General features: G+C 65.1%; 15 protein-coding genes. 6 read left to right on the forward strand and 9 right to left on the reverse strand.

Annotated features, from left to right (window positions below):
• Nucleotides 1-15: 15 nt before the first annotated feature.
• The 3 genes from F3J20_RS16655 to F3J20_RS16665 form a co-directional block, all read right to left on the reverse strand.
• Nucleotides 16-1107: a TAXI family TRAP transporter solute-binding subunit gene (locus tag F3J20_RS16655; RefSeq protein WP_167283932.1), complete on the reverse strand. Its 1092-nt coding sequence runs from the start codon at nucleotides 1105-1107 to the stop codon at nucleotides 16-18.
• A 278-nt stretch (nucleotides 1108-1385) separates the two neighbouring features.
• Nucleotides 1386-2291: a hypothetical protein gene (locus F3J20_RS16660; RefSeq protein ID WP_205299316.1), complete on the reverse strand. Its 906-nt coding sequence runs from the start codon at nucleotides 2289-2291 to the stop codon at nucleotides 1386-1388.
• Nucleotides 2292-2898: 607 nt separating this feature from the next.
• Nucleotides 2899-4431: an MDR family MFS transporter gene (locus tag F3J20_RS16665; protein WP_167049825.1), complete on the reverse strand. Its 1533-nt coding sequence runs from the start codon at nucleotides 4429-4431 to the stop codon at nucleotides 2899-2901.
• A 75-nt stretch (nucleotides 4432-4506) separates the two neighbouring features.
• Here F3J20_RS16665 and F3J20_RS16670 point away from each other — a divergent pair, with 75 nt between their 5' ends.
• Both F3J20_RS16670 and F3J20_RS16675 read left to right on the forward strand, forming a co-directional pair.
• Nucleotides 4507-5364, forward strand: coding sequence for a TetR/AcrR family transcriptional regulator (locus F3J20_RS16670; RefSeq protein WP_205193380.1), 858 nt, complete (start codon nucleotides 4507-4509; stop codon nucleotides 5362-5364).
• A 790-nt stretch (nucleotides 5365-6154) separates the two neighbouring features.
• The gene (locus tag F3J20_RS16675; protein ID WP_167049829.1) at nucleotides 6155-6667 is read left to right on the forward strand and encodes a response regulator; all 513 of its coding nucleotides are present in this window, start codon (nucleotides 6155-6157) and stop codon (nucleotides 6665-6667) included.
• A 122-nt stretch (nucleotides 6668-6789) separates the two neighbouring features.
• Here F3J20_RS16675 and F3J20_RS16680 read toward each other — a convergent pair whose 3' ends face one another.
• Both F3J20_RS16680 and F3J20_RS16685 read right to left on the reverse strand, forming a co-directional pair.
• Complete coding sequence (locus tag F3J20_RS16680; protein WP_167049831.1) at nucleotides 6790-7383, reverse strand: Fur family transcriptional regulator; 594 nt, start codon at nucleotides 7381-7383, stop codon at nucleotides 6790-6792.
• A 70-nt stretch (nucleotides 7384-7453) separates the two neighbouring features.
• On the reverse strand, nucleotides 7454-8080 hold the full coding sequence (locus F3J20_RS16685) for a glutathione S-transferase (protein WP_167283933.1): 627 nt from the start codon (nucleotides 8078-8080) through the stop codon (nucleotides 7454-7456).
• A gap of 216 nt (nucleotides 8081-8296) precedes the next feature.
• Between F3J20_RS16685 and F3J20_RS16690 the strand changes: the two genes are divergently transcribed.
• The gene (locus F3J20_RS16690) at nucleotides 8297-9964 is read left to right on the forward strand and encodes an ATP-binding domain-containing protein (protein ID WP_167283934.1); all 1668 of its coding nucleotides are present in this window, start codon (nucleotides 8297-8299) and stop codon (nucleotides 9962-9964) included.
• Between the two features lie 52 nt (nucleotides 9965-10016).
• Here the strand turns inward: F3J20_RS16690 and F3J20_RS16695 are convergent, their stop codons facing one another.
• A complete protein-coding gene (locus F3J20_RS16695) occupies nucleotides 10017-10964 on the reverse strand; it encodes a phosphoribosyltransferase (protein WP_167049837.1) in 948 nt (315 codons plus the stop codon).
• A 363-nt stretch (nucleotides 10965-11327) separates the two neighbouring features.
• Here F3J20_RS16695 and F3J20_RS16700 point away from each other — a divergent pair, with 363 nt between their 5' ends.
• The gene (locus F3J20_RS16700) at nucleotides 11328-11885 is read left to right on the forward strand and encodes a molybdopterin-dependent oxidoreductase (RefSeq protein ID WP_167283935.1); all 558 of its coding nucleotides are present in this window, start codon (nucleotides 11328-11330) and stop codon (nucleotides 11883-11885) included.
• Complete coding sequence (locus F3J20_RS16705; protein WP_167283936.1) at nucleotides 11855-13693, forward strand: ATP-binding protein; 1839 nt, start codon at nucleotides 11855-11857, stop codon at nucleotides 13691-13693. The genes F3J20_RS16700 and F3J20_RS16705 overlap by 31 nt, the downstream gene beginning before the upstream one ends.
• Nucleotides 13694-13720: 27 nt before the next feature.
• Here the strand turns inward: F3J20_RS16705 and F3J20_RS16710 are convergent, their stop codons facing one another.
• A complete protein-coding gene (locus F3J20_RS16710) occupies nucleotides 13721-14575 on the reverse strand; it encodes a helix-turn-helix domain-containing protein (protein ID WP_167283937.1) in 855 nt (284 codons plus the stop codon).
• Nucleotides 14576-14630: 55 nt separating this feature from the next.
• On the opposite strand from F3J20_RS16710, the gene F3J20_RS16715 reads away from it, so the two are divergent.
• Nucleotides 14631-14843, forward strand: coding sequence for a hypothetical protein (locus tag F3J20_RS16715; protein ID WP_167283938.1), 213 nt, complete (start codon nucleotides 14631-14633; stop codon nucleotides 14841-14843).
• A 29-nt stretch (nucleotides 14844-14872) separates the two neighbouring features.
• Here F3J20_RS16715 and F3J20_RS16720 read toward each other — a convergent pair whose 3' ends face one another.
• Nucleotides 14873-16213, reverse strand: a complete 1341-nt coding sequence (locus F3J20_RS16720) for a type II toxin-antitoxin system HipA family toxin (protein WP_167049845.1) — start codon at nucleotides 16211-16213, stop codon at nucleotides 14873-14875.
• Between the two features lies 1 nt (nucleotide 16214).
• Nucleotides 16215-16469, reverse strand: a complete 255-nt coding sequence (locus tag F3J20_RS16725; RefSeq protein WP_167049847.1) for a helix-turn-helix transcriptional regulator — start codon at nucleotides 16467-16469, stop codon at nucleotides 16215-16217.
• Nucleotides 16470-16648: the final 179 nt, after the last annotated feature.

Here is a 16648-nt window from a genome sequence, read left to right on the forward strand (position 1 = left end):
CCCTACCGGCAAGCGCTATTTGCACAGCAGAAGCAGGCGCTCCTGGTCCGTGCAGGGCGTGCGCGGTTTCTGCGCGGCCTGGGGGGGCTGAGTGGTTTGAGCCGCCGCCGCGTTTATCGTCGCGCCGCGGTTCGCGATGCAGGCGCGCAGATGTTTTTCGACGGGACCGTAGTACTTCCATCCGCGCACGAGCGTCGGCAGTTCGAGCTTCACCTGCTTCCATTTCGGATGGCCGTGCTCCTGCAGATTGTCGAAGTTCGCGCACAGCGAGTCGGCGAAATGATTCAGATTGCTGACGGTATCGCGCAGACCGTAGTCGTAGGTCACGAGAAACGCCTTCACGGTCAGGCCGGGCACGTCTTCCTTGAGCCAGCCCGGATAGCTGCTCTGACGGATCGTGGTCGGGAAGTAGGTCTGCTTCGCGCGGTTCGTTTCCGGCGCATTGGGGTCGGCGCGCAGCAGGCGCAACTGTTGCAGCAGGTCGGGACTCATGTCGTTGAAGAGCTTGGCGGGCTGCCCGACCACGATGATCGCGACGTCGATCTTCTTCACGATCAATGCGGCGAGCGCATCCTCGTTGCTCAGGTGCTGGATGTTCTGCTCGGGAATCGGCTGGCCGAACATCAGGCGATAAAGCGTCGTTGCCGACTGCGCGGTGCCGCTGCCGAGCAGGCCGACGCTGATGGTTTTGTCCTTGATGTCGGCCAGCGTTTTCAGCGGCGAATCCGCGCGCACGACGACGTTGATCTCCTCGTCGTAGAGCGGCATGATGAGCCGCAATGGCCGGATCGTCGTGCCCGCTTCGGGGTTGCCCGAGTTCGCCATGTCGACGAATGCCTGGTACACGTCGGACTGCACGAGCGCGAGCTTTACGCCGGGCTCGAAGCGCATGCGCTGCACGTTTTCGGCCGAGCCTTTCGAGGCGACCACTTCCAGATCGATGCCGACCGGTTGCGCCACCCATTTCGCCAGATCGTTGCCGAACTGGATATACGTGCCGCGCTCGGGCCCCGTGACGATCTTGTAGTGAGCCGGTTCCGCGCTTGCCAGCGAACCCACGACCAGCGCCGCCAGCCCCAGCCATCCCGCGAGAAGTCTCTTCAGCATGGTCTCTACCTATCGGTCAGGTTTATCGAGCTTCCCGCGTCGGCGCGCGCGAAGCGCCAGTAATCCGGCTGTGATGTCATGTTCGAGGTGCCGCGATGCCTGGGTCCGTCTGTTTCCGCTCAGAGAAAGCACGATAAGGTGTGCGTTGGTATGGAGCATGGCAATTTATTCGGTATCCAGATAAAAAATTGCATGCCGGAAGGCGGCGAGACGATTTCCTGCCTTTCGAGCGTGCGTGCGAGTGTGCGCGTTGTTGCCGATCGGCTGTCGCTCTCCTGTTAATCGCGTCGAGGCGGCGGCGTTTGCAGTTGCGTTTGCGCGATCGGCTTGCCTTGTGCCGCGCCGGTGGCCGACGCGTGCGGATTGAGCGGCGCCCAGCCGGTCTCGCGAATCACACGTTCGAGAATGTTCTTCGCCATGTCGTTGCCACTGTCGATCGCCAGAGCCTCGTTCGCGTGCTGACGCGCGCACGGCCACGACTGTTGCGCGACGCAAGCCTGCGCGGCCTGCAACGCGCTGTCGCGGCGCTCGGTGAGGGGACGTAGCTGCGCGGCCAGATCTTTCGCGTCGGCGTTGCCCGGTTGTAACGTTTGCGCGGCGGCGAGCGCGGCTTGTGCCTTGGACAGATCATTGCCGCGCAACGCGAGACGCGCAGCATCGAGTGCCCGCGTCGCGTCGCGGAACTGCATCGGCGGTTTCGCGGGCGCGGCGAGAACCGGTGGCGCGACAGGTGCGACAGGCGTAACCGGAACGACTGGCGTCGTGGGCCTGACCGCGGCCGGTGAATTCGCGGTCAGCGATTGCGTGACGGAAGGCGCCGACGCTAGTGGCGCGATCGTGCCGGTCGTCATTCTGGCATCCTGATTAATTGCATCGGCACTTTCATCCTCGTTGTCGGCGCCATCGCTAAAGAGGGTATAGCCGACATACGCCAGGGCAATGGCGATAAGCGCGCCGAGCACATACAGCACGCGTCGGATCGTCCGCGTTGTATTACGCGGCACATACACAGGTTCTTCTTCGAGCAGCGGATCCGGCGTATCGGGCGAGACGAGCGCCGTGCGCATGGCCGGCTTGCGGGGCCAGACTTCGTCATGGCGCGCCGGATGGGCGACGAGGCTTCTCTCGTCCTGCGGGTCCGATGCGTTCAGCCCGGTTTCGAAACTCTGTAAGGGCTTATGCATCGTGCTCGCGCGACTGCCCGGTATTTCGGTGCGTGTGTGAGGATGCAGGGCGGGGGCCGCATCCGCATCGAAGGGATGCGCGGCGCCGCAATACGGGCAGCGCGCAACCTGCCGGTACAGCGCGCCGCCGCAGCGTCTGCAGGGCATCGGAAAGCTATGGCCGGTTGCGGTCTGTATGGACATGCCGTGGACCCACCTGTGGAAAACGATGCCGTAAAGGCATGCTCCGGATCGTGTTGAGGCTGGAAGCTGGTCCGCGGAATCACGATCCACATGCGCCGGAGAGTCTCGCAGACGTAGGCCGCGCCTACGTTGCCGCTATTTCCAATATGTGGCGTTTCGCCGGGAACGTCAATCTGCTTTCATACCCGACCTGTGTGCGCTAGCACACATTCGGAAGCAGGACGAAACAGTGCTCATGCGTTGAGAACGAATGGACGTATGGCTTTTTGCACGTCGTTTGCGAGTGAACGCATTGCGCGAGTAGAGAAGAGCGGGATGGGCAATGAAACGGGCAATGAAATGAAGCGAGGCCGACGCGTTTTGCGTACGGCCTCGCGAGAGCGTCATCGTTAAGTGCTTGCATCAGGATGCAGGCACGTCGGGATTATTGCTTGCGCAGCGGATGATCCTTCAGCAGCCACGCGAGCGCGAAAGCGAGCACCACGACGCACGCGGCCGACAGATACACTGTGTGCAGCGCACCGGAAAACGCATGCAGATAATCGTTGCGCAATGCTTCGGGCAACTGTTGAATCGCGGCAGGTCCCAGGGCGTGCGGCAGTTCGGTATCGGCGGGAATCAGCTTTTCGAGGCGCGCGGCGAGGCCGTTCGAAAACACCGCGCCGAAACTGGCGACGCCGATCGAGCCGCCGATCGAGCGGAACAGCGTCACGCCCGACGTCGAGACGCCCATATGCCGGAACTCGACGGTGTTCTGCACGGCGAGAACCAGCACCTGCATCACCATGCCGAGACCGAAGCCGAGCAGGCCCATGTACAGATACATCACATGGATCGGCGTATCGATCTGCAGGCGCGCGAGTAGCAGCATCGCGATCGATACGAGACACGTACCCATGATCGGGAACATGCGGTACTTGCCGATCTTGCTGATGACACGGCCGGTCACCATCGACATGATGAAGAGCCCGCCCATCATCGGTAGCATCTGCATGCCGGCCTCAGATGGCGTGGAGCCTTTCACCACTTGCAGGTAGAGCGGGATGAACGTTACCGAGCCGAACAGCGACACGCCGATGATGAAGCTGATGAGACTGCTCAGCACGAACGTGCGGTCTCTGAACAGTTCGAGCGGCATGATCGGTTCGACCGCGCTGCGTTCTTCGTGGATGAAACCCCAGATCGACACGAGCCCCATGCCGAGCGTGAACCACAGTTGCGGCGACGACCACGGCAGGATCGTGCCGCCCTGGCTCGTGAACAGGATGATGCAGGTTAGCGCGCCGGCGAGAAACGCGGCGCCCATATAGTCGATCGTATGCTTCACGTGACGAACGTGCGGCCGGAAAACCGCGCCGATCACGACGAGCGAAACGATGCCGAGCGGCAGGTTGATATAGAAAATCCAGCGCCACGTCAGGTGTTCGACGAGAAAGCCGCCGAGCAGCGGGCCGATGACCGTGGCAAGACCGAACACGCCGCCGAACACGCCTTGATAGCGGCCGCGTTCGGCGGGCGGAATCACGTCGGCGATCGCGGCCATCGTCACGACGAGCAGGCCGCCGCCGCCGAGCCCTTGCAGCGCGCGCAACACGATCAGCTGGCCCATGTTCTGCGCGATGCCGCACAGCGCAGAGCCGACGAGGAACACGACGATCGCGGTTTGCAGCACGATCTTGCGGCCGAACAGGTCGCCGAATTTGCCATACAGCGGTACGACGATCGTCGAGGTGAGCAGGTAGGCGGTCACGACCCACGACAGGTTGTTGAGCCCGCCGAGTTCGCCGACGATGGTCGGCAGTGCGGTCGAGACGATCGTTTGATCGAGCGCGGCGAGCAGCATGACCAGCAGCAGCGCCGGAAACAGCAACCGGATCGGCGGATGGTCGGCGGCCGAAGCAGACCGCGAATCCGGCGGCGCGGATTCGACCGGCTGGGTCGTGGCGGGTTGTTCCATGGCGGAGACGCATTGAAATTAATTAATTGAGAGATTAATATATTCGACATTGTCTCTCACGTCAAATTGAATGCAATGGCAAGGATCTCGTCAGATGGCTCCGCAGTTGATAACCCCACGGTGAACGTTGCATCGTCGCCGCGTGCGCGGGGTAGCGCTCAGGAGCGTAATGCCGAGCGCGGTTCGTCGAAGCGCGGCACCGTCAAGGCAGCACAAGCTACGGCACACGCGGATACTGCAACCGATGCGGCAACTGATACAGCAACCGACACGAGCGCCGCATCGCCCGCTGCCCGCCGTCCGGGCCGGCCGACCGGCGCCGCACGCGGTCCCGAGCAACGCGCCCGTTTGCTCGATGCGGCGCTCCGGCTATTCGCGAAGCAGGGCATCGTAGAGACTTCGCTCGGCGAGATCGCGCGCGAAGCCGGCTTCACGCCCGCGATGGTGCATTACTACTTCAAGACACGCGATCAGTTGCTCGACGTGCTGATCGATGAATGTTTCGCACCGTTACGCGCGAGCTTCGGCGTGCCGTTCCAGGAGAATCCCGACGATCCGGTCGCGGCGATCACGCAGCTCGCGCGGCGGCTCGTGCAGGTCGCGGACGACTATCCGTGGTTTGCGTCGTTATGGGTGCGCGAAGTCATCAGCGACGGCGGGCTGCTGCGCCAGCGCATGCACGAGCGCTTCGGCAATGCGAATCAGAAGGCTTCGCTATCGGCCATCGCGCGCTGGCAGAAAGAGGGGCGTCTGAACGCGGCGCTCGAACCCGCGCTCGTGTTCGTCACGTTGCTGGGCATGACGATCCTGCCGCTCGCGACCTCGAAGCTGTGGGGCAACGATCCGATGCGGCGCAACATCGGCGGCGAGGAGATCGCGCGCCATGCGGTCGCGTTGCTGATGCACGGCATCGGCGCGAAGAAGGGCAAGTGAAGTTCAAGTGAGGCTCGCTCAAGACGACTCTCGCGAACGCCCTTCAGACGCCCGTCCAATTCCGTGTTTCTTTTTCCCGTCCTCGAACGTCGCTTTTGTCGCTTCCTTTGTCCCTTCATTCGGCGCTTCGTTCGGCGCTTCGTTCGGCGGATCAATCCCGAGCCGCGCCGCAGTGCCGCAAACCCATTCGATGAGCAAGGCTTCGAGCCGGCCCTGCCAGGCCGCGGCTTGCGCAAGGTCGGCCGTTCAAGCCTAAGCTTCTGCAAAATGCGCCAGGCGCGGCAAGCGCACACTAGCGCGCCCATGATGACAGCGCCGCTGCCGGTCTTATCGGCTGCGTACCGACGGCTTCTCGTGCGAGCGCGTTTCGCGCGCCGCGAAGCACTGCGGCAAGGCACGTGACGTGCTATTCATGGAGACCGAGGCGGGATGAACGCGACCGCCGCGCGTAACCCGCGTGTAACCCACGTGCAACAAACGAGGGCGTCGCAGCCGCGCAAGCAATTCGACGGGCAGAAAAGAAACGAGACAATGCCGAGTGGCACGGCCCATGCGAGCGGGGTTGGGCACGAGCCGCGCCGGTAAATCGGTTGCCGGCAATCGGCGAGCCGTGGCAATACTGGGGAAGACGGGCAGGCGAAGCGCGGTGAATACCGGCGGCCGTTTTTTCATCAGCGTGCAATTTTGGCGCGTTACCGTGCGCACGCGTTGTACTCGGGAAGGTGATGAGCGCGATGTTTTACAATCGCGAACCTGTCTGCAACTCGGCGTGCGAAATCGAGTCGGAACCATGGACAGCAACACCGTAGCCGCGCAGATCGGCGGCAAGCAGCAGAGTGAAACATTGGCCGGTTCGGACGGCCTAACCGCTTTTCCAGAGCAACAACAGAAGATGAACGGAGCAATGAGGCTCGATCACGCCACGATCGTGCTGGTAGAGGACGACCCGGACAGCCGGGAGTCGCTGACCTTGTTACTCGAGGCGGAGGGCGCGAAGGTTTGCGCCGTGGCGGATGCGGAAGAGGGCGTGGAAGCGGCAATGCGCCTGTTGCCCGATGCGGTCGTCTGCGATCTCGATCTGCCGACGATGGACGGCTTCTATCTGATCCAGCGGCTGCGCGACCACGAGATTTGCGGCGGTCATTCGCCGGCGGTGGCCGTGGCCCTCACCGGCCATACCGACGACGCCTACCGTCTGCGCAGCATCGGCGAAGGCTTTCAGCATTTCATGACCAAACCCGCCTTGCCCGACGATCTGGTGACGCTGCTGCACGACGCGATCGACGCACGCGCGGCCGGTTGAGCGTCGCGGCGAATCCCGGCCGGAGTGCGCGGCAAGGCGCTGCCGCGCGATTGGCGCAACCTGCGCACCGGGTGCGCCAGCCGCGCCTGACCTGGTGCCGGCGCATGCTTGAGCCGCGATGATTACTTCGCCGCGGCCACCCGCGTTGCGGCACCTTCCGCCTGTTGCGCCTGGCAGGCGGAACACAATCCCTTCAACTCGATTTCATCGCTCGCGAGGCGGTAGCCCGCGTCTTCGATCTGCGCGACGAGCGACTGGCGCAGCTTCGGCTGGTGCAACTCGGTGACACTGCCGCATTGCTGGCAGACCACGAGAATGCCGTGCTGGCACTGCGTCAGGTCGTGGCACACGGTGAAGGCGTTGATCGATTCGATCCGATGCACGAGGCCGGCCGAGAGCAGGAAGTCGAGCGCGCGGTAGACGGTCGGCGGCGCCGAGCCGGGATGGATCTGGCGCATTTCGTCGAGCAGCGAATACGCCTTGGTCGCGCGCCCCGAATTCAGCAGCAGTTCGAGCACCTTACGCCGGATCGGCGTGAGCTTTTCGCCGCGCTCGCGGCAATATTCCTCGGCGAGCGCGAGGGCGGCTTCCTGCGAGGCGCCATGCGTGTGCGCGGCCTCATGATGCGCATGATGGCCGTGAGCATCGGCGGAATGGGCGGGAGTGGCCTGAGGGCCGGTTGCGGCGGGCTTGGCGACGGGCTTGGCGATCTTCATGCGTCGATTATAGAGGTCTCCACGCGATGCCGTGCCCGGCCGTGACCGAGCGCCAGCTCCGAACGCCACTTCAAGTTAGCGGAAAGTCGACGTATTTCCTGAAGCCCGAGCGTGTGGCGATGCGCGAATACCAACGCTCGAGATTCGGCAGCGGCGGCCGTTCGATGCCGTCGAGCCCGAACCAGCGCTTCGCATACGCGCCGATCACGATGTCGGCCAGCGTGAACTTCTCGCCTTCGAGAAAGAAGCGTCCTTGCAGATGCGTGTCGAGCAGGCGCCACAACTGGCCGACGGCGGCGGCATCGGTGGCGAGCCGGGCCATGTCGCGCTGCTCCGCCGACGTGCGCACGAGCGTCCAGAACACCGGGCGCTCGGCGGGTTGCAGCGTCGACAGCGACCAGTCGAGCCAGCGATCGACGCTCGCGCGCAGCTTCGGCTCGGCCGGATACAGCAGGCTCGATTCGCCGTATTGCATCGCGAGATAGCGCAGGATCGAGTTGGATTCCCACAGCACGAAATCGTCGTCGACCAGCGTCGGAATCTTGCCGGTCGGATTCATCGCGAGATAGTCGGGTTCGTTGTTGCGGCCGAATTGCAGGCCGGCGTCGATGCGCTCGAACGGCAGCACGAGTTCGTCGCAGCACCACAAGACTTTCTGGACGTTGACCGAATTGGTGCGTCCCCAGATCGTAATCATCCGGCGAATCCTTTTCTTTTACGGTGGGTAAGCCGCACCTCGCGCGCGGCGTTCGCCGGTAACGATACACGATGCGCGCGCGAGTGCGGGCGTGGCTCTGCTGCGTGCGACGGCGTTGCGTACAATGGCCGCACACCGGATCGCGCGTCCTGGCGCACGCATCTGCGCATCTGAACCACGCACTTCATCCACACGCTTCTCCCATTGAGGCACTGCATGGCCCGTATTGTTCCCGACGACTGGAAGAGCCTCGAAGCGACCGGCGCGGCCGCGCGCGAACGCGAAACGCTGGCGCTGCTCGAAAAGGCGCTGCCGGCCGACTACACGGTCTACCACGGCGTGCACTGGACGCGCCTGAACCAGAACTTCTCGGTGTTCGGCGAGGCCGATTTCGTGATCGTGAGCCCGGCGGGGCGCGTGATGATCGTCGAACAGAAAACGGGTTTTCTGCGCGAAACGCCGAAAGGGCTCGTCAAGGTCTATCTGCAGACCGAGCGCAATGTCGCGATCGCGCTCGCGCATACGATCGAGGGGCTGCATCGGCGCTTCACCGCGGCGTTCGGCGCCGGCACGTATTTCATCGAGGAGCTGCTGTACTGTCCCGATCACATCGTCAAGGATGCGGCGATTGCCGGCGTGAACCCGGCGCGCATCGTCGACGCGAACCGGCGCGACCGGCTCGCGGCCGTGATTCGCGAAGCGCTGCCGGCCGACGAGCCGCGCCTTGCCTGCGCCTCGAAAATCCACCACTTTCTCGCCGACGAACTCGCGCTCACGCCCGACACGAGCGCGCTCGTCGGGCAGGCAGGCACGCTCGTCACGCGTCTCGCGGGCGGGCTCGCGACGTGGGCGCGGCGGCTCGAATTCGCGCCGTTCCGGCTGCGCGTGATCGGCACGGCGGGCTCGGGCAAGACCCAGCTCGCCGTGCAGGTGATGAAGGATGCGGTCGCGCGCGGCCAGCGTCCGCTCTATGTGTGCTTCAATCGGCCGCTCGCCGATCACATCGTACGGGTCGCGCCGCCCGAGGCGAAGGTCGCGAACTATCACCAGTTGTGCGACTGGGTCGCGCGCGATGCGGGCCGCACGCCCGATTTCCAGTCGGCTCAGGTGTTCGATCGGCTGGAAGCGGTGTTCGCCGATACGCCGATCGAACCGCGCTGGCAATTCGACGTGTTGATCGTCGACGAAGGGCAGGACTTCCAGCAGCCGTGGGTGGCCGCCCTCGAGCGGCTGCTGCGCCCGGGCGGCGCGTGGTGGTGGCTCGAAGACCCGCTGCAGAACCTCTATATGCGCGAGCCGGTCACGCTGCCGGGCTGGACCACGTTGAAGGAAACCACCAACTACCGGAGCCCGCGCGACATTCTGGACTATCTGCGCGAGGTGCTCGGCGCGTCGGTGCCGCTCGCCGCGACGCTCGCCTCGGGCAGTCCGTTCGACGGCTCCGAGGTTTCGCTGTCGGTCTACGACGAGGCGCAGGGCGCCGACGGCGTCATTGACGCGACCAAGCGCGCGATCACGCAGGCGTTGTCGCTCGGTTTTCGCAAGCAGGACATCGCCGTGCTGTCGTTTCGCGGCCGCGAGGGTTCGGCGATGAGCGCTCTCGATCAGCTCGGGCCGCATCGGCTGCGCAGTTTCACCGGCAAATACGATCTGTTCGGCAACCCCGAGTATCGCGAAGGGGATGTGCTGTTCGAGTCGATTTATCGCTTCAAGGGCCAGGCCGCGCCGTGTGTGATTTTCACCGAGATCGACTTCGACGCATTCGACGAGCGCAGCGCGCGCAAGCTGTTCGTCGGCGCGACGCGTGCGACCATGAAGCTGATCGTCGTAGCGTCGCAGCGGGCCACGCGGCATTTGCAGCCGCGCGAGGGGAAGGAGACGTAGCGCGACGGTTCGCGAGATTCAGCGAAACTCGGCGAAATTCAGCGCAGCCCGCTCAGCTCCACGCCCGCGCGCCGACCAGCATCCCCGTGCGCGTCAGCGCATCCCACCAGATCACGCGCAAAAGCGGCGCCTGCTGCGCGATCAGCAGCGCCTGCACCGGATCGCTTTCGACAAAATGCGTGACGCCCGCGCGCAGCGCCGCGCCCGCCTTGTGCGCGGCCGCGCCGGCGGGGCTCTCGTCGTGCCGGCCGGGCGCGCGCATCACCAGTTGCAGATGCGCGAAGCCGTGCCGCGCGAGCCATGCCTCGGTGCGCGCGCGATCCATCTCCGGGCGGCCGGTGATGATCGCGCGAACGCGCCGCAGATCGATGCCGGGCAGCACCTCGAACGGCGGCAGCGCGTCGCGTTCGGCGAGCGCGGCGGCGAGGTCTTCGTCGTAGCGCGCGAGCGGCACGTCGGGCAGCAGGATGCCGTCGAGGTCGATCGCGTAGGCCGCGTACTCGTGGTCGTCGGCCATGGCGGACGCGGCGCCGGCCTCGACGCGCGCCCAGTCGTCGCGATAACGCTCGGTGTACGCCTGGCGCTCCCACGGAAACAGTGCGAAATAGCCGCGCGCGTCGATCGCGTAGTCGGGCTGCGTGCGGCTCAGATCGTCGACGGCGCCGGTCAGCGTCTTCACTTCGAGCCCTTCCGCCTGCAGGAACGCGATGCAATCGACGAGCGTGAAGCCGCGCCCGGCGATGTCCTCGCACAGCAGCACCTTCGAGCCGCGAGGCGGAACCGGCAGCGTCGAATCCCACGCGACCTCGCGCGCGCCGCGGTCGTAGCGCAGGAACGCGACCGGCGTGCCGACCGCGTGCGACACCATCAGCGCGAGCGGCGCGCCGCCGCGTAGAATGCCGAGCGCCATCGTGAAGCGCTCGGCGAGCAAGGCGGGTTGCAGCGATTCGATCCAGTGATCGAGCTGTTCGTAGGTGAGGGGCAGGACCGGCTTGTTCATGGCTGTCGAAGCGCCGCGTGGCGCGTGGCGGGCGAGTGTCTCGGCAGGCACGGGAAGCTCGCCGGCGTGGCGCGGCGGTCCCCGTTTTTGCGACACTGGATTTTGGCGATATTATGCATGCGGGTCAAAGATAGCGTGTCGGGGGTGACACGCGTTCGGCGGCGCGGCACGACGTATCGCATGAGATCGCGGCGGTCGCGGCGGGTAGCGCGAGCGCCGTCTCCACCCTGTTGACGCAGGGGCGGCGACCCACGAGGGCGGGGCAAGGGAGCAAGGGGAGTGGGGAAAGCGTCGCGCGCCATCCCGGCGGAGTCGCGCCGCGGGCCGATCCCGCGGATCAACGAAAAACGGATAAGAAAGTCGATGGCCAAAGTCATTGCAACACTGCGCGGCGCAATCAGCGCAAGCGGCGCGCTCGGACCGGTGCGCTGGATGATGGCGCTCGCCTTCGCGCTGACCGCCTGCTGCGCGCAAGCGCAGGAGCCAGCGCAGGCGCCGCCGCTCACGCTCGACGTGTGGGGCAAGATCAGCAACACGAACGACGCGGCGCATCGCGTCTATCATTTCAGCGAAGCCCAGCTGCTTGCGCTGCCCGTTCATTCGATCACGACCGGGACCACCTGGACGCCGCGCTCGACCTTCACGGGTCCGCTGCTCGCCGACGTTCTGAAGACGGTCGACGCAACCGGCCGCGAGATCGAATTCCGCACCTTCGACGACTACACCTACACCGTGCCGGTCTCGGACGCCGAGCGCTACGGCGTGATCGTCGCGTACAGCATGAACGGCCAGCGCCTGAAAATCAGCGACTTCGGGCCGCTGTTCCTCATCTACCCGCGCGACGAGTTTCCCGATGAACTGACGGGCGCGCTCGGCGACTCGAAATTCGTATGGCAGATCAAGGCCCTCATCGTCAAATAGTGCGCAGTCCGTGGCGCCGCGTGTTCCACGTGCTGATCTGGCTTACCGCGCTGGCGGCACCGGCCGGCGCGATCGGCTATCTGCTCTATGCGAATCTGCTGAACCCGCGCGTGACCGAGCAACTGACCGGCACCTATGACGGTTTCTATTGGGACGCCGCGCAGTTGCAGATCGCGTACGGGCGCTTCGAGAGCCAACTGCTGCTGTATCAGTCCGGTGTCGACGACGACTATCAGCGGCTGCAACTGCGTTTCCAGCTGCTGCAATCGAAGCTGCGCGTAATCGACGGCTCGACGCACCGGCTCGCCGCGCAGCTCGCGCTGCTGCAGCGTCAGCTCGACGAGATCGGGGCGCTCGAACAGGTGCTCGACGATATCCAGCCCGAGGTCGACGCGCTGCCGCGAGACCGCGGCGGCGCCGCGCAGATCGTCTCCAAACTGCGCCAGCACTGGAACGAGGTCAACGATCTCGCGCTCTCGCGCCGTTTCGCCGACGTCGCCGACCGCGAGGCGATGAACCGCGATTTCATCGACAAGCGCCGCATGCTGTTCGCGGGCGGGCTGTTGCTGCTGTTGCTGTCGGCGGCGGCGACGCTGCTGCTCGTGCTGAACGGCCGGCGCCGCGCGCGGCTCATGCATCAGCAGCGCGCGGCGCTCGACGCCGAGCATCAGGCAAGCCGCGCGGCGCGCGAGGCGAGTCTCGCGAAGGACGCGTTTCTCGGCATGATCAGCCATGAGTTGCGCACGCCCTTGCATGCGATCGTGTCGTCGGTCGAACTGCTCGGCTTCAACTATCACTCGGAGGCCGACCGCAAGGTGATCCAGCGGCTCGAAACCGCGGCGCGCCATCTCGAAGCGCAGATGAAGGACCTGACCGACTACGCACGCCTCGGTGCCGGCAAGCTCGAATTGCGGCACGAGCATTTCGAGCCGCGCGAGCTGCTCGCGTCGATCGTCGACGAACACACGATGTCGGCCGAAGCGCGCGGGCTCAAGCTCGACAGCGAGGCGAGCGGCGTGAGCGGGCTCGTCGAGTCGGACCCGCACCGCATCCGCCAGATCGTCAGCAACCTCGTCACGAATGCGATCCGCTATACCGAAACCGGCACCGTGCGCGTACGGTTGCTGCAGCGGCCGGCGCTGCTGAGCTTCGTCGTCAGCGATACGGGGCCGGGCGTGCCGAACGCGCAGATTCCGCTGATCTTCCAGGAGTTCACGCAACTCGACGCCTCGCGCACGCGCCGCTACGAAGGCGCGGGGATGGGACTCACGATCGTGCAGGGGCTCGTGAAGCTGTTCGGCGGCACGGTCGACGTCGCGAGCACGCTCGGCGAAGGCACGACCTTCACGGTGACGATTCCGGTCGTGCCGGTCTCGACGGTCGAGCCGACCGGTGTCGCGGCGCAGGCCGAGCCGGGCGGCGCGCGGCCGTGCGTGCTGATCGTCGACGACAACCGGCTGATCCGCGAGTCGTTCAGCGAAATGGTCGCGCACATGGGCTATGACGCGCATGCGCTCGGCAATGCCGACGACGCGCTCGCGTGGCTCGACACGCACCGCTGCGACGTGGTGCTGCTCGATCTGCATATGCCGGAGCGCGACGGCTATACGTTTCTCGCGGAGTTCGCGACGCGCGGCGGGCCGTCGGCGGGCGTGCCGGTAATCGTGGTCAGCGCCTATGCGCCGGAGGTCGTGCGGGAAGGAGAAGGCGGCTCGCCGGAATTCTTCGAGGCGTTATTAAAGCCGGTACATTACGGTGATTTGCGCAATGCGCTGCAGCGGGCGTTAGCGGCGCGGCATGCGCTGTGAGGCGCGCGGCGCTTCAGCGCCGCCGCGTCACGGCCGGTTCAGGCGCTTCGACAGATCCGCGACGAGAATCGCCATGCGCGCGGGCTTCTCGTAACACGCGACGTCGTAGTTGCGGATCACCTGGCTGATCTCCGACTCGCTCGCCTTGCCGGTGAGCAGCTCGCCCGTCAGCACGAAGATCGGCGCGTCCGGATTCTCCGAGCCGCGCACCGCGCCGATCGCGGCGGCCGACGTCTGCGCGCCGAACAGCCAGTCGATGATCACGCCGTCGAACACCTGGGTCTGCAACTGCTCGGTGAAGGCCGCGAGTCCGTAGATCGCCACCGCCGCGAAACCGCTGCGTTCGAGGTAGTCGCGCAGGTTGTCGGCGCTCGCCTGATCGTCGTCGACGACGGCGATGGTCGGCTTGTCGGTCTCGGCGCGGCGCGGATAGATCTCGATCTTGTGGACTTCGTAGGCGCTCTGGTACAGCGTGCCGTCATGGCGCGCGACGCGCCATTGGCCGAGCCGCGCATACGCGACGAACTCGGGGCGGCTGCCCGCTTCGAGCGCGGCGCCGACCCAGGCGGTGCAGGCAAGCTCGGTCGAGCCGATGCAGAACACCGCTTCCTGGGCGACCGCGCCGACCACGCCCGGATCGAGCGATTGCGCGCCGAACAGCTGCGCCGCCGGTTCGTCGAACACTTCGGCGACTTTCTTGATCTGCGAGAGGGTCCAGGGGCTATTGCCGCGCAGCTTGCGGTGTCCCTGGGAAAAACTCAGATCGAGGATGCGGCATAGTTCCGTGGTTTGCTGGCGTTTGCCGATTCCATGCCGGCTCATCAACTCGCGCACGCGCTCGGCAACCGCGATGGAGTCGGGTGAGTTTGTTTCGTTGGCCATACTGCGTAAGAATCCGCCGTCTTAAAAGGTACAGAAAAGGTACAGGAAAAGCGCGGTGCGAGAGACACTGCGCAGCCGCGCGCAGTCAATACACATACCGCGCCGGCGCGGGGGACAGCAAATGTACCGTAAAAAAATCACAATTTATGATTTTGTCGGGCCATCAGCCGACGCCGGCCCTGCGAAGGACGCAACGGGCATGCCCGCCATTTTTGATGTATTTCGCATCAAAACGAATTTTACCGATGAAACGATGACGTATCTGTAGGGTATGCCGCGCATGAGTTCCGTGCGAGCCTAGCTTGCCGGCATCTTTTCGAGCCTCGCCGCCGAGCTTTTCAGGCCTTTGAAAATCCGCTCCGCGACCTTGCCCGGAAACCGCTCGGGCAGCCGTGCCGCGACCCGCTCGATCACCGCGGGCGTCTGTTCGATGAGGCGCGCGATCAGCGGCTCGGCGTCGGCGCCGTAGGAGCACTTCAGCGCCATCGCGTTGAAGTGGCGCCGCTGCACGTCGCGAAACGCATCGTGCTTGCTGCGCGACCACAGGCCCATCGCGAGCCGTGCCTTGTACCACGACCACTGGTTCGGGCCGTTGCCCTCCACCGGCCAGATCGACATCACGTCGTAGAGCGGCGTGAGCCGGAAGTAGCCGCCCGCGAGCAGGCGGATGCTGAAATTCTTCGCGTGGCCGTCCGGCGCCGCGAGCATCCAGAACAGGATCTGGCTGGCGAGCAGCGTTTCGAGGTCCTGCCGCGCGTCGACCGATTGCTGGAGAATCCGCGCAAGATCGCGCAGGCCCGGGCCGCCTTCGTTTTCGTACTTGCGATGCGACGGCACGCCGTACACCTGGCAGAAGTCTTCCTGCGGCAGACGCAGCAGCCATTGGCCGCTCGAATGCATCTGCCGGTCGAAGCGCTCGACGGCGAGCACGCGCTGCTTGCCGAATCTCAGCACCTCGGCGTTCGCGGCCGGCAGGCCGTACTCGCGCAGAATCTGCAGACACAACCATTCGTTTTCGACCGACGTGCTGAGATCGGCGAGCCGGTTGCCGACGAGCCCGAGCGGCAGCTTGAAAATATGCGTGGTGGGCGTGGCGCCGTGCGGCCGCTGCCATTTGCCGTCGTGCCAGAGCAATGCGGTTTTCTCCTGGGCGCCCGCGAGCGAGATGCGGAAGTCGTCGGTTTCGTCGGGTGCGCCGAGTGCCGGACCGCCGACCGTTTGCGCGAGCAGCGCCTCGATCTCGTCGTCCGTGAGCGGGGTGCCCTCGATGCGGCCGACGCCGTCGGGCCTGTCGTCTTCGCCGAGCAGTTGGACCGCGCCGACGCAGTCGCGGCCGATCGCCCGCAGCAGATCGAATGCGTCGAGCGTTTCGGTCTGGTAGCGTTGCGCGATGCGTTTTCTGATGACGTCGCTATCGGGCAGCAGGTTGTCGAAGTAGTTGAGCACGCGCGGCCCTTTGTGCGGCCAGTTGCCGGGCGTGAACGGCAGCGATAGCGACAGCGGCCGGCCCGCGGCCGAGGCGATCCACGGGAGATCGTAGGAGAATTCCATCGGGCCGCGCGAGGGCAGGCGCCAGATGCCGACGCGCTCACCGTTGGCCCAGACCGACAATGCCCGTGCGTGAGTCGCGCGCCCCATCTCACCACTCGATGATCGGCGCCGGTTCGGCAACCGGCTGGTTTTTGTCGAGCATCTGCAACTGCAGGCCGTAGGCGCCGCACAGCGCGAGCAACTGGGCGAGCGTAAGCGCGCTCGCGTCGGTTTCGAGCGACGAAACGCGGCTCTGGCTGACGCCGATGCGCGCGGCCGCCTCGGTTTGCGTGAGGCCGGCCTGCCGCCGGCTGGCGGCGAGCAGTTGGGCCATCTGGTCTGCCTGAGCGATGAGATGAAGCATGGCAAAATATCTGCGAGACGAATATTTGCAATATATTCGCCAAACGAATATTTGTCAAATATGCGTGTGGCGAATAATGTGCGAATGCCCGGGAAATTCGCTGAGCGCCAGTCCTGGCGGGCTTCCCGCCCGGATCGCCGGTCCGCGCATTGCGGACAACTCGCGTGCCTGCGAAGATG

The sequence above is a fragment of the Paraburkholderia sp. Cy-641 genome (assembly GCF_011752945.1).
In the GTDB taxonomy this organism is placed as follows: domain Bacteria; phylum Pseudomonadota; class Gammaproteobacteria; order Burkholderiales; family Burkholderiaceae; genus Paraburkholderia.

Excerpts from the sequence above, each read along its gene's own strand:
- F3J20_RS16690 (WP_167283934.1), top strand. The coding sequence starts at position 8,297 with ATGGCCCGTATTGTTCCCGACGACTGGAAGAGCCTCGAAGCGACCGGC.
- F3J20_RS16675 (WP_167049829.1), top strand. The coding sequence starts at position 6,155 with ATGGACAGCAACACCGTAGCCGCGCAGATCGGCGGCAAGCAGCAGAGT.
- F3J20_RS16655 (WP_167283932.1), bottom strand. The coding sequence starts at position 1,107 with ATGCTGAAGAGACTTCTCGCGGGATGGCTGGGGCTGGCGGCGCTGGTC.
- F3J20_RS16720 (WP_167049845.1), bottom strand. The coding sequence starts at position 16,213 with ATGGGGCGCGCGACTCACGCACGGGCATTGTCGGTCTGGGCCAACGGT.
- F3J20_RS16705 (WP_167283936.1), top strand. The coding sequence starts at position 11,855 with ATGGCAGATCAAGGCCCTCATCGTCAAATAGTGCGCAGTCCGTGGCGC.
- F3J20_RS16725 (WP_167049847.1), bottom strand. The coding sequence starts at position 16,469 with ATGCTTCATCTCATCGCTCAGGCAGACCAGATGGCCCAACTGCTCGCC.
- F3J20_RS16710 (WP_167283937.1), bottom strand. The coding sequence starts at position 14,575 with ATGGCCAACGAAACAAACTCACCCGACTCCATCGCGGTTGCCGAGCGC.
- F3J20_RS16685 (WP_167283933.1), bottom strand. The coding sequence starts at position 8,080 with ATGATTACGATCTGGGGACGCACCAATTCGGTCAACGTCCAGAAAGTC.
- F3J20_RS16670 (WP_205193380.1), top strand. The coding sequence starts at position 4,507 with ATGGCAAGGATCTCGTCAGATGGCTCCGCAGTTGATAACCCCACGGTG.
- F3J20_RS16660 (WP_205299316.1), bottom strand. The coding sequence starts at position 2,291 with ATGCATAAGCCCTTACAGAGTTTCGAAACCGGGCTGAACGCATCGGAC.
- F3J20_RS16665 (WP_167049825.1), bottom strand. The coding sequence starts at position 4,431 with ATGGAACAACCCGCCACGACCCAGCCGGTCGAATCCGCGCCGCCGGAT.
- F3J20_RS16700 (WP_167283935.1), top strand. The coding sequence starts at position 11,328 with ATGGCCAAAGTCATTGCAACACTGCGCGGCGCAATCAGCGCAAGCGGC.
- F3J20_RS16680 (WP_167049831.1), bottom strand. The coding sequence starts at position 7,383 with ATGAAGATCGCCAAGCCCGTCGCCAAGCCCGCCGCAACCGGCCCTCAG.
- F3J20_RS16695 (WP_167049837.1), bottom strand. The coding sequence starts at position 10,964 with ATGAACAAGCCGGTCCTGCCCCTCACCTACGAACAGCTCGATCACTGG.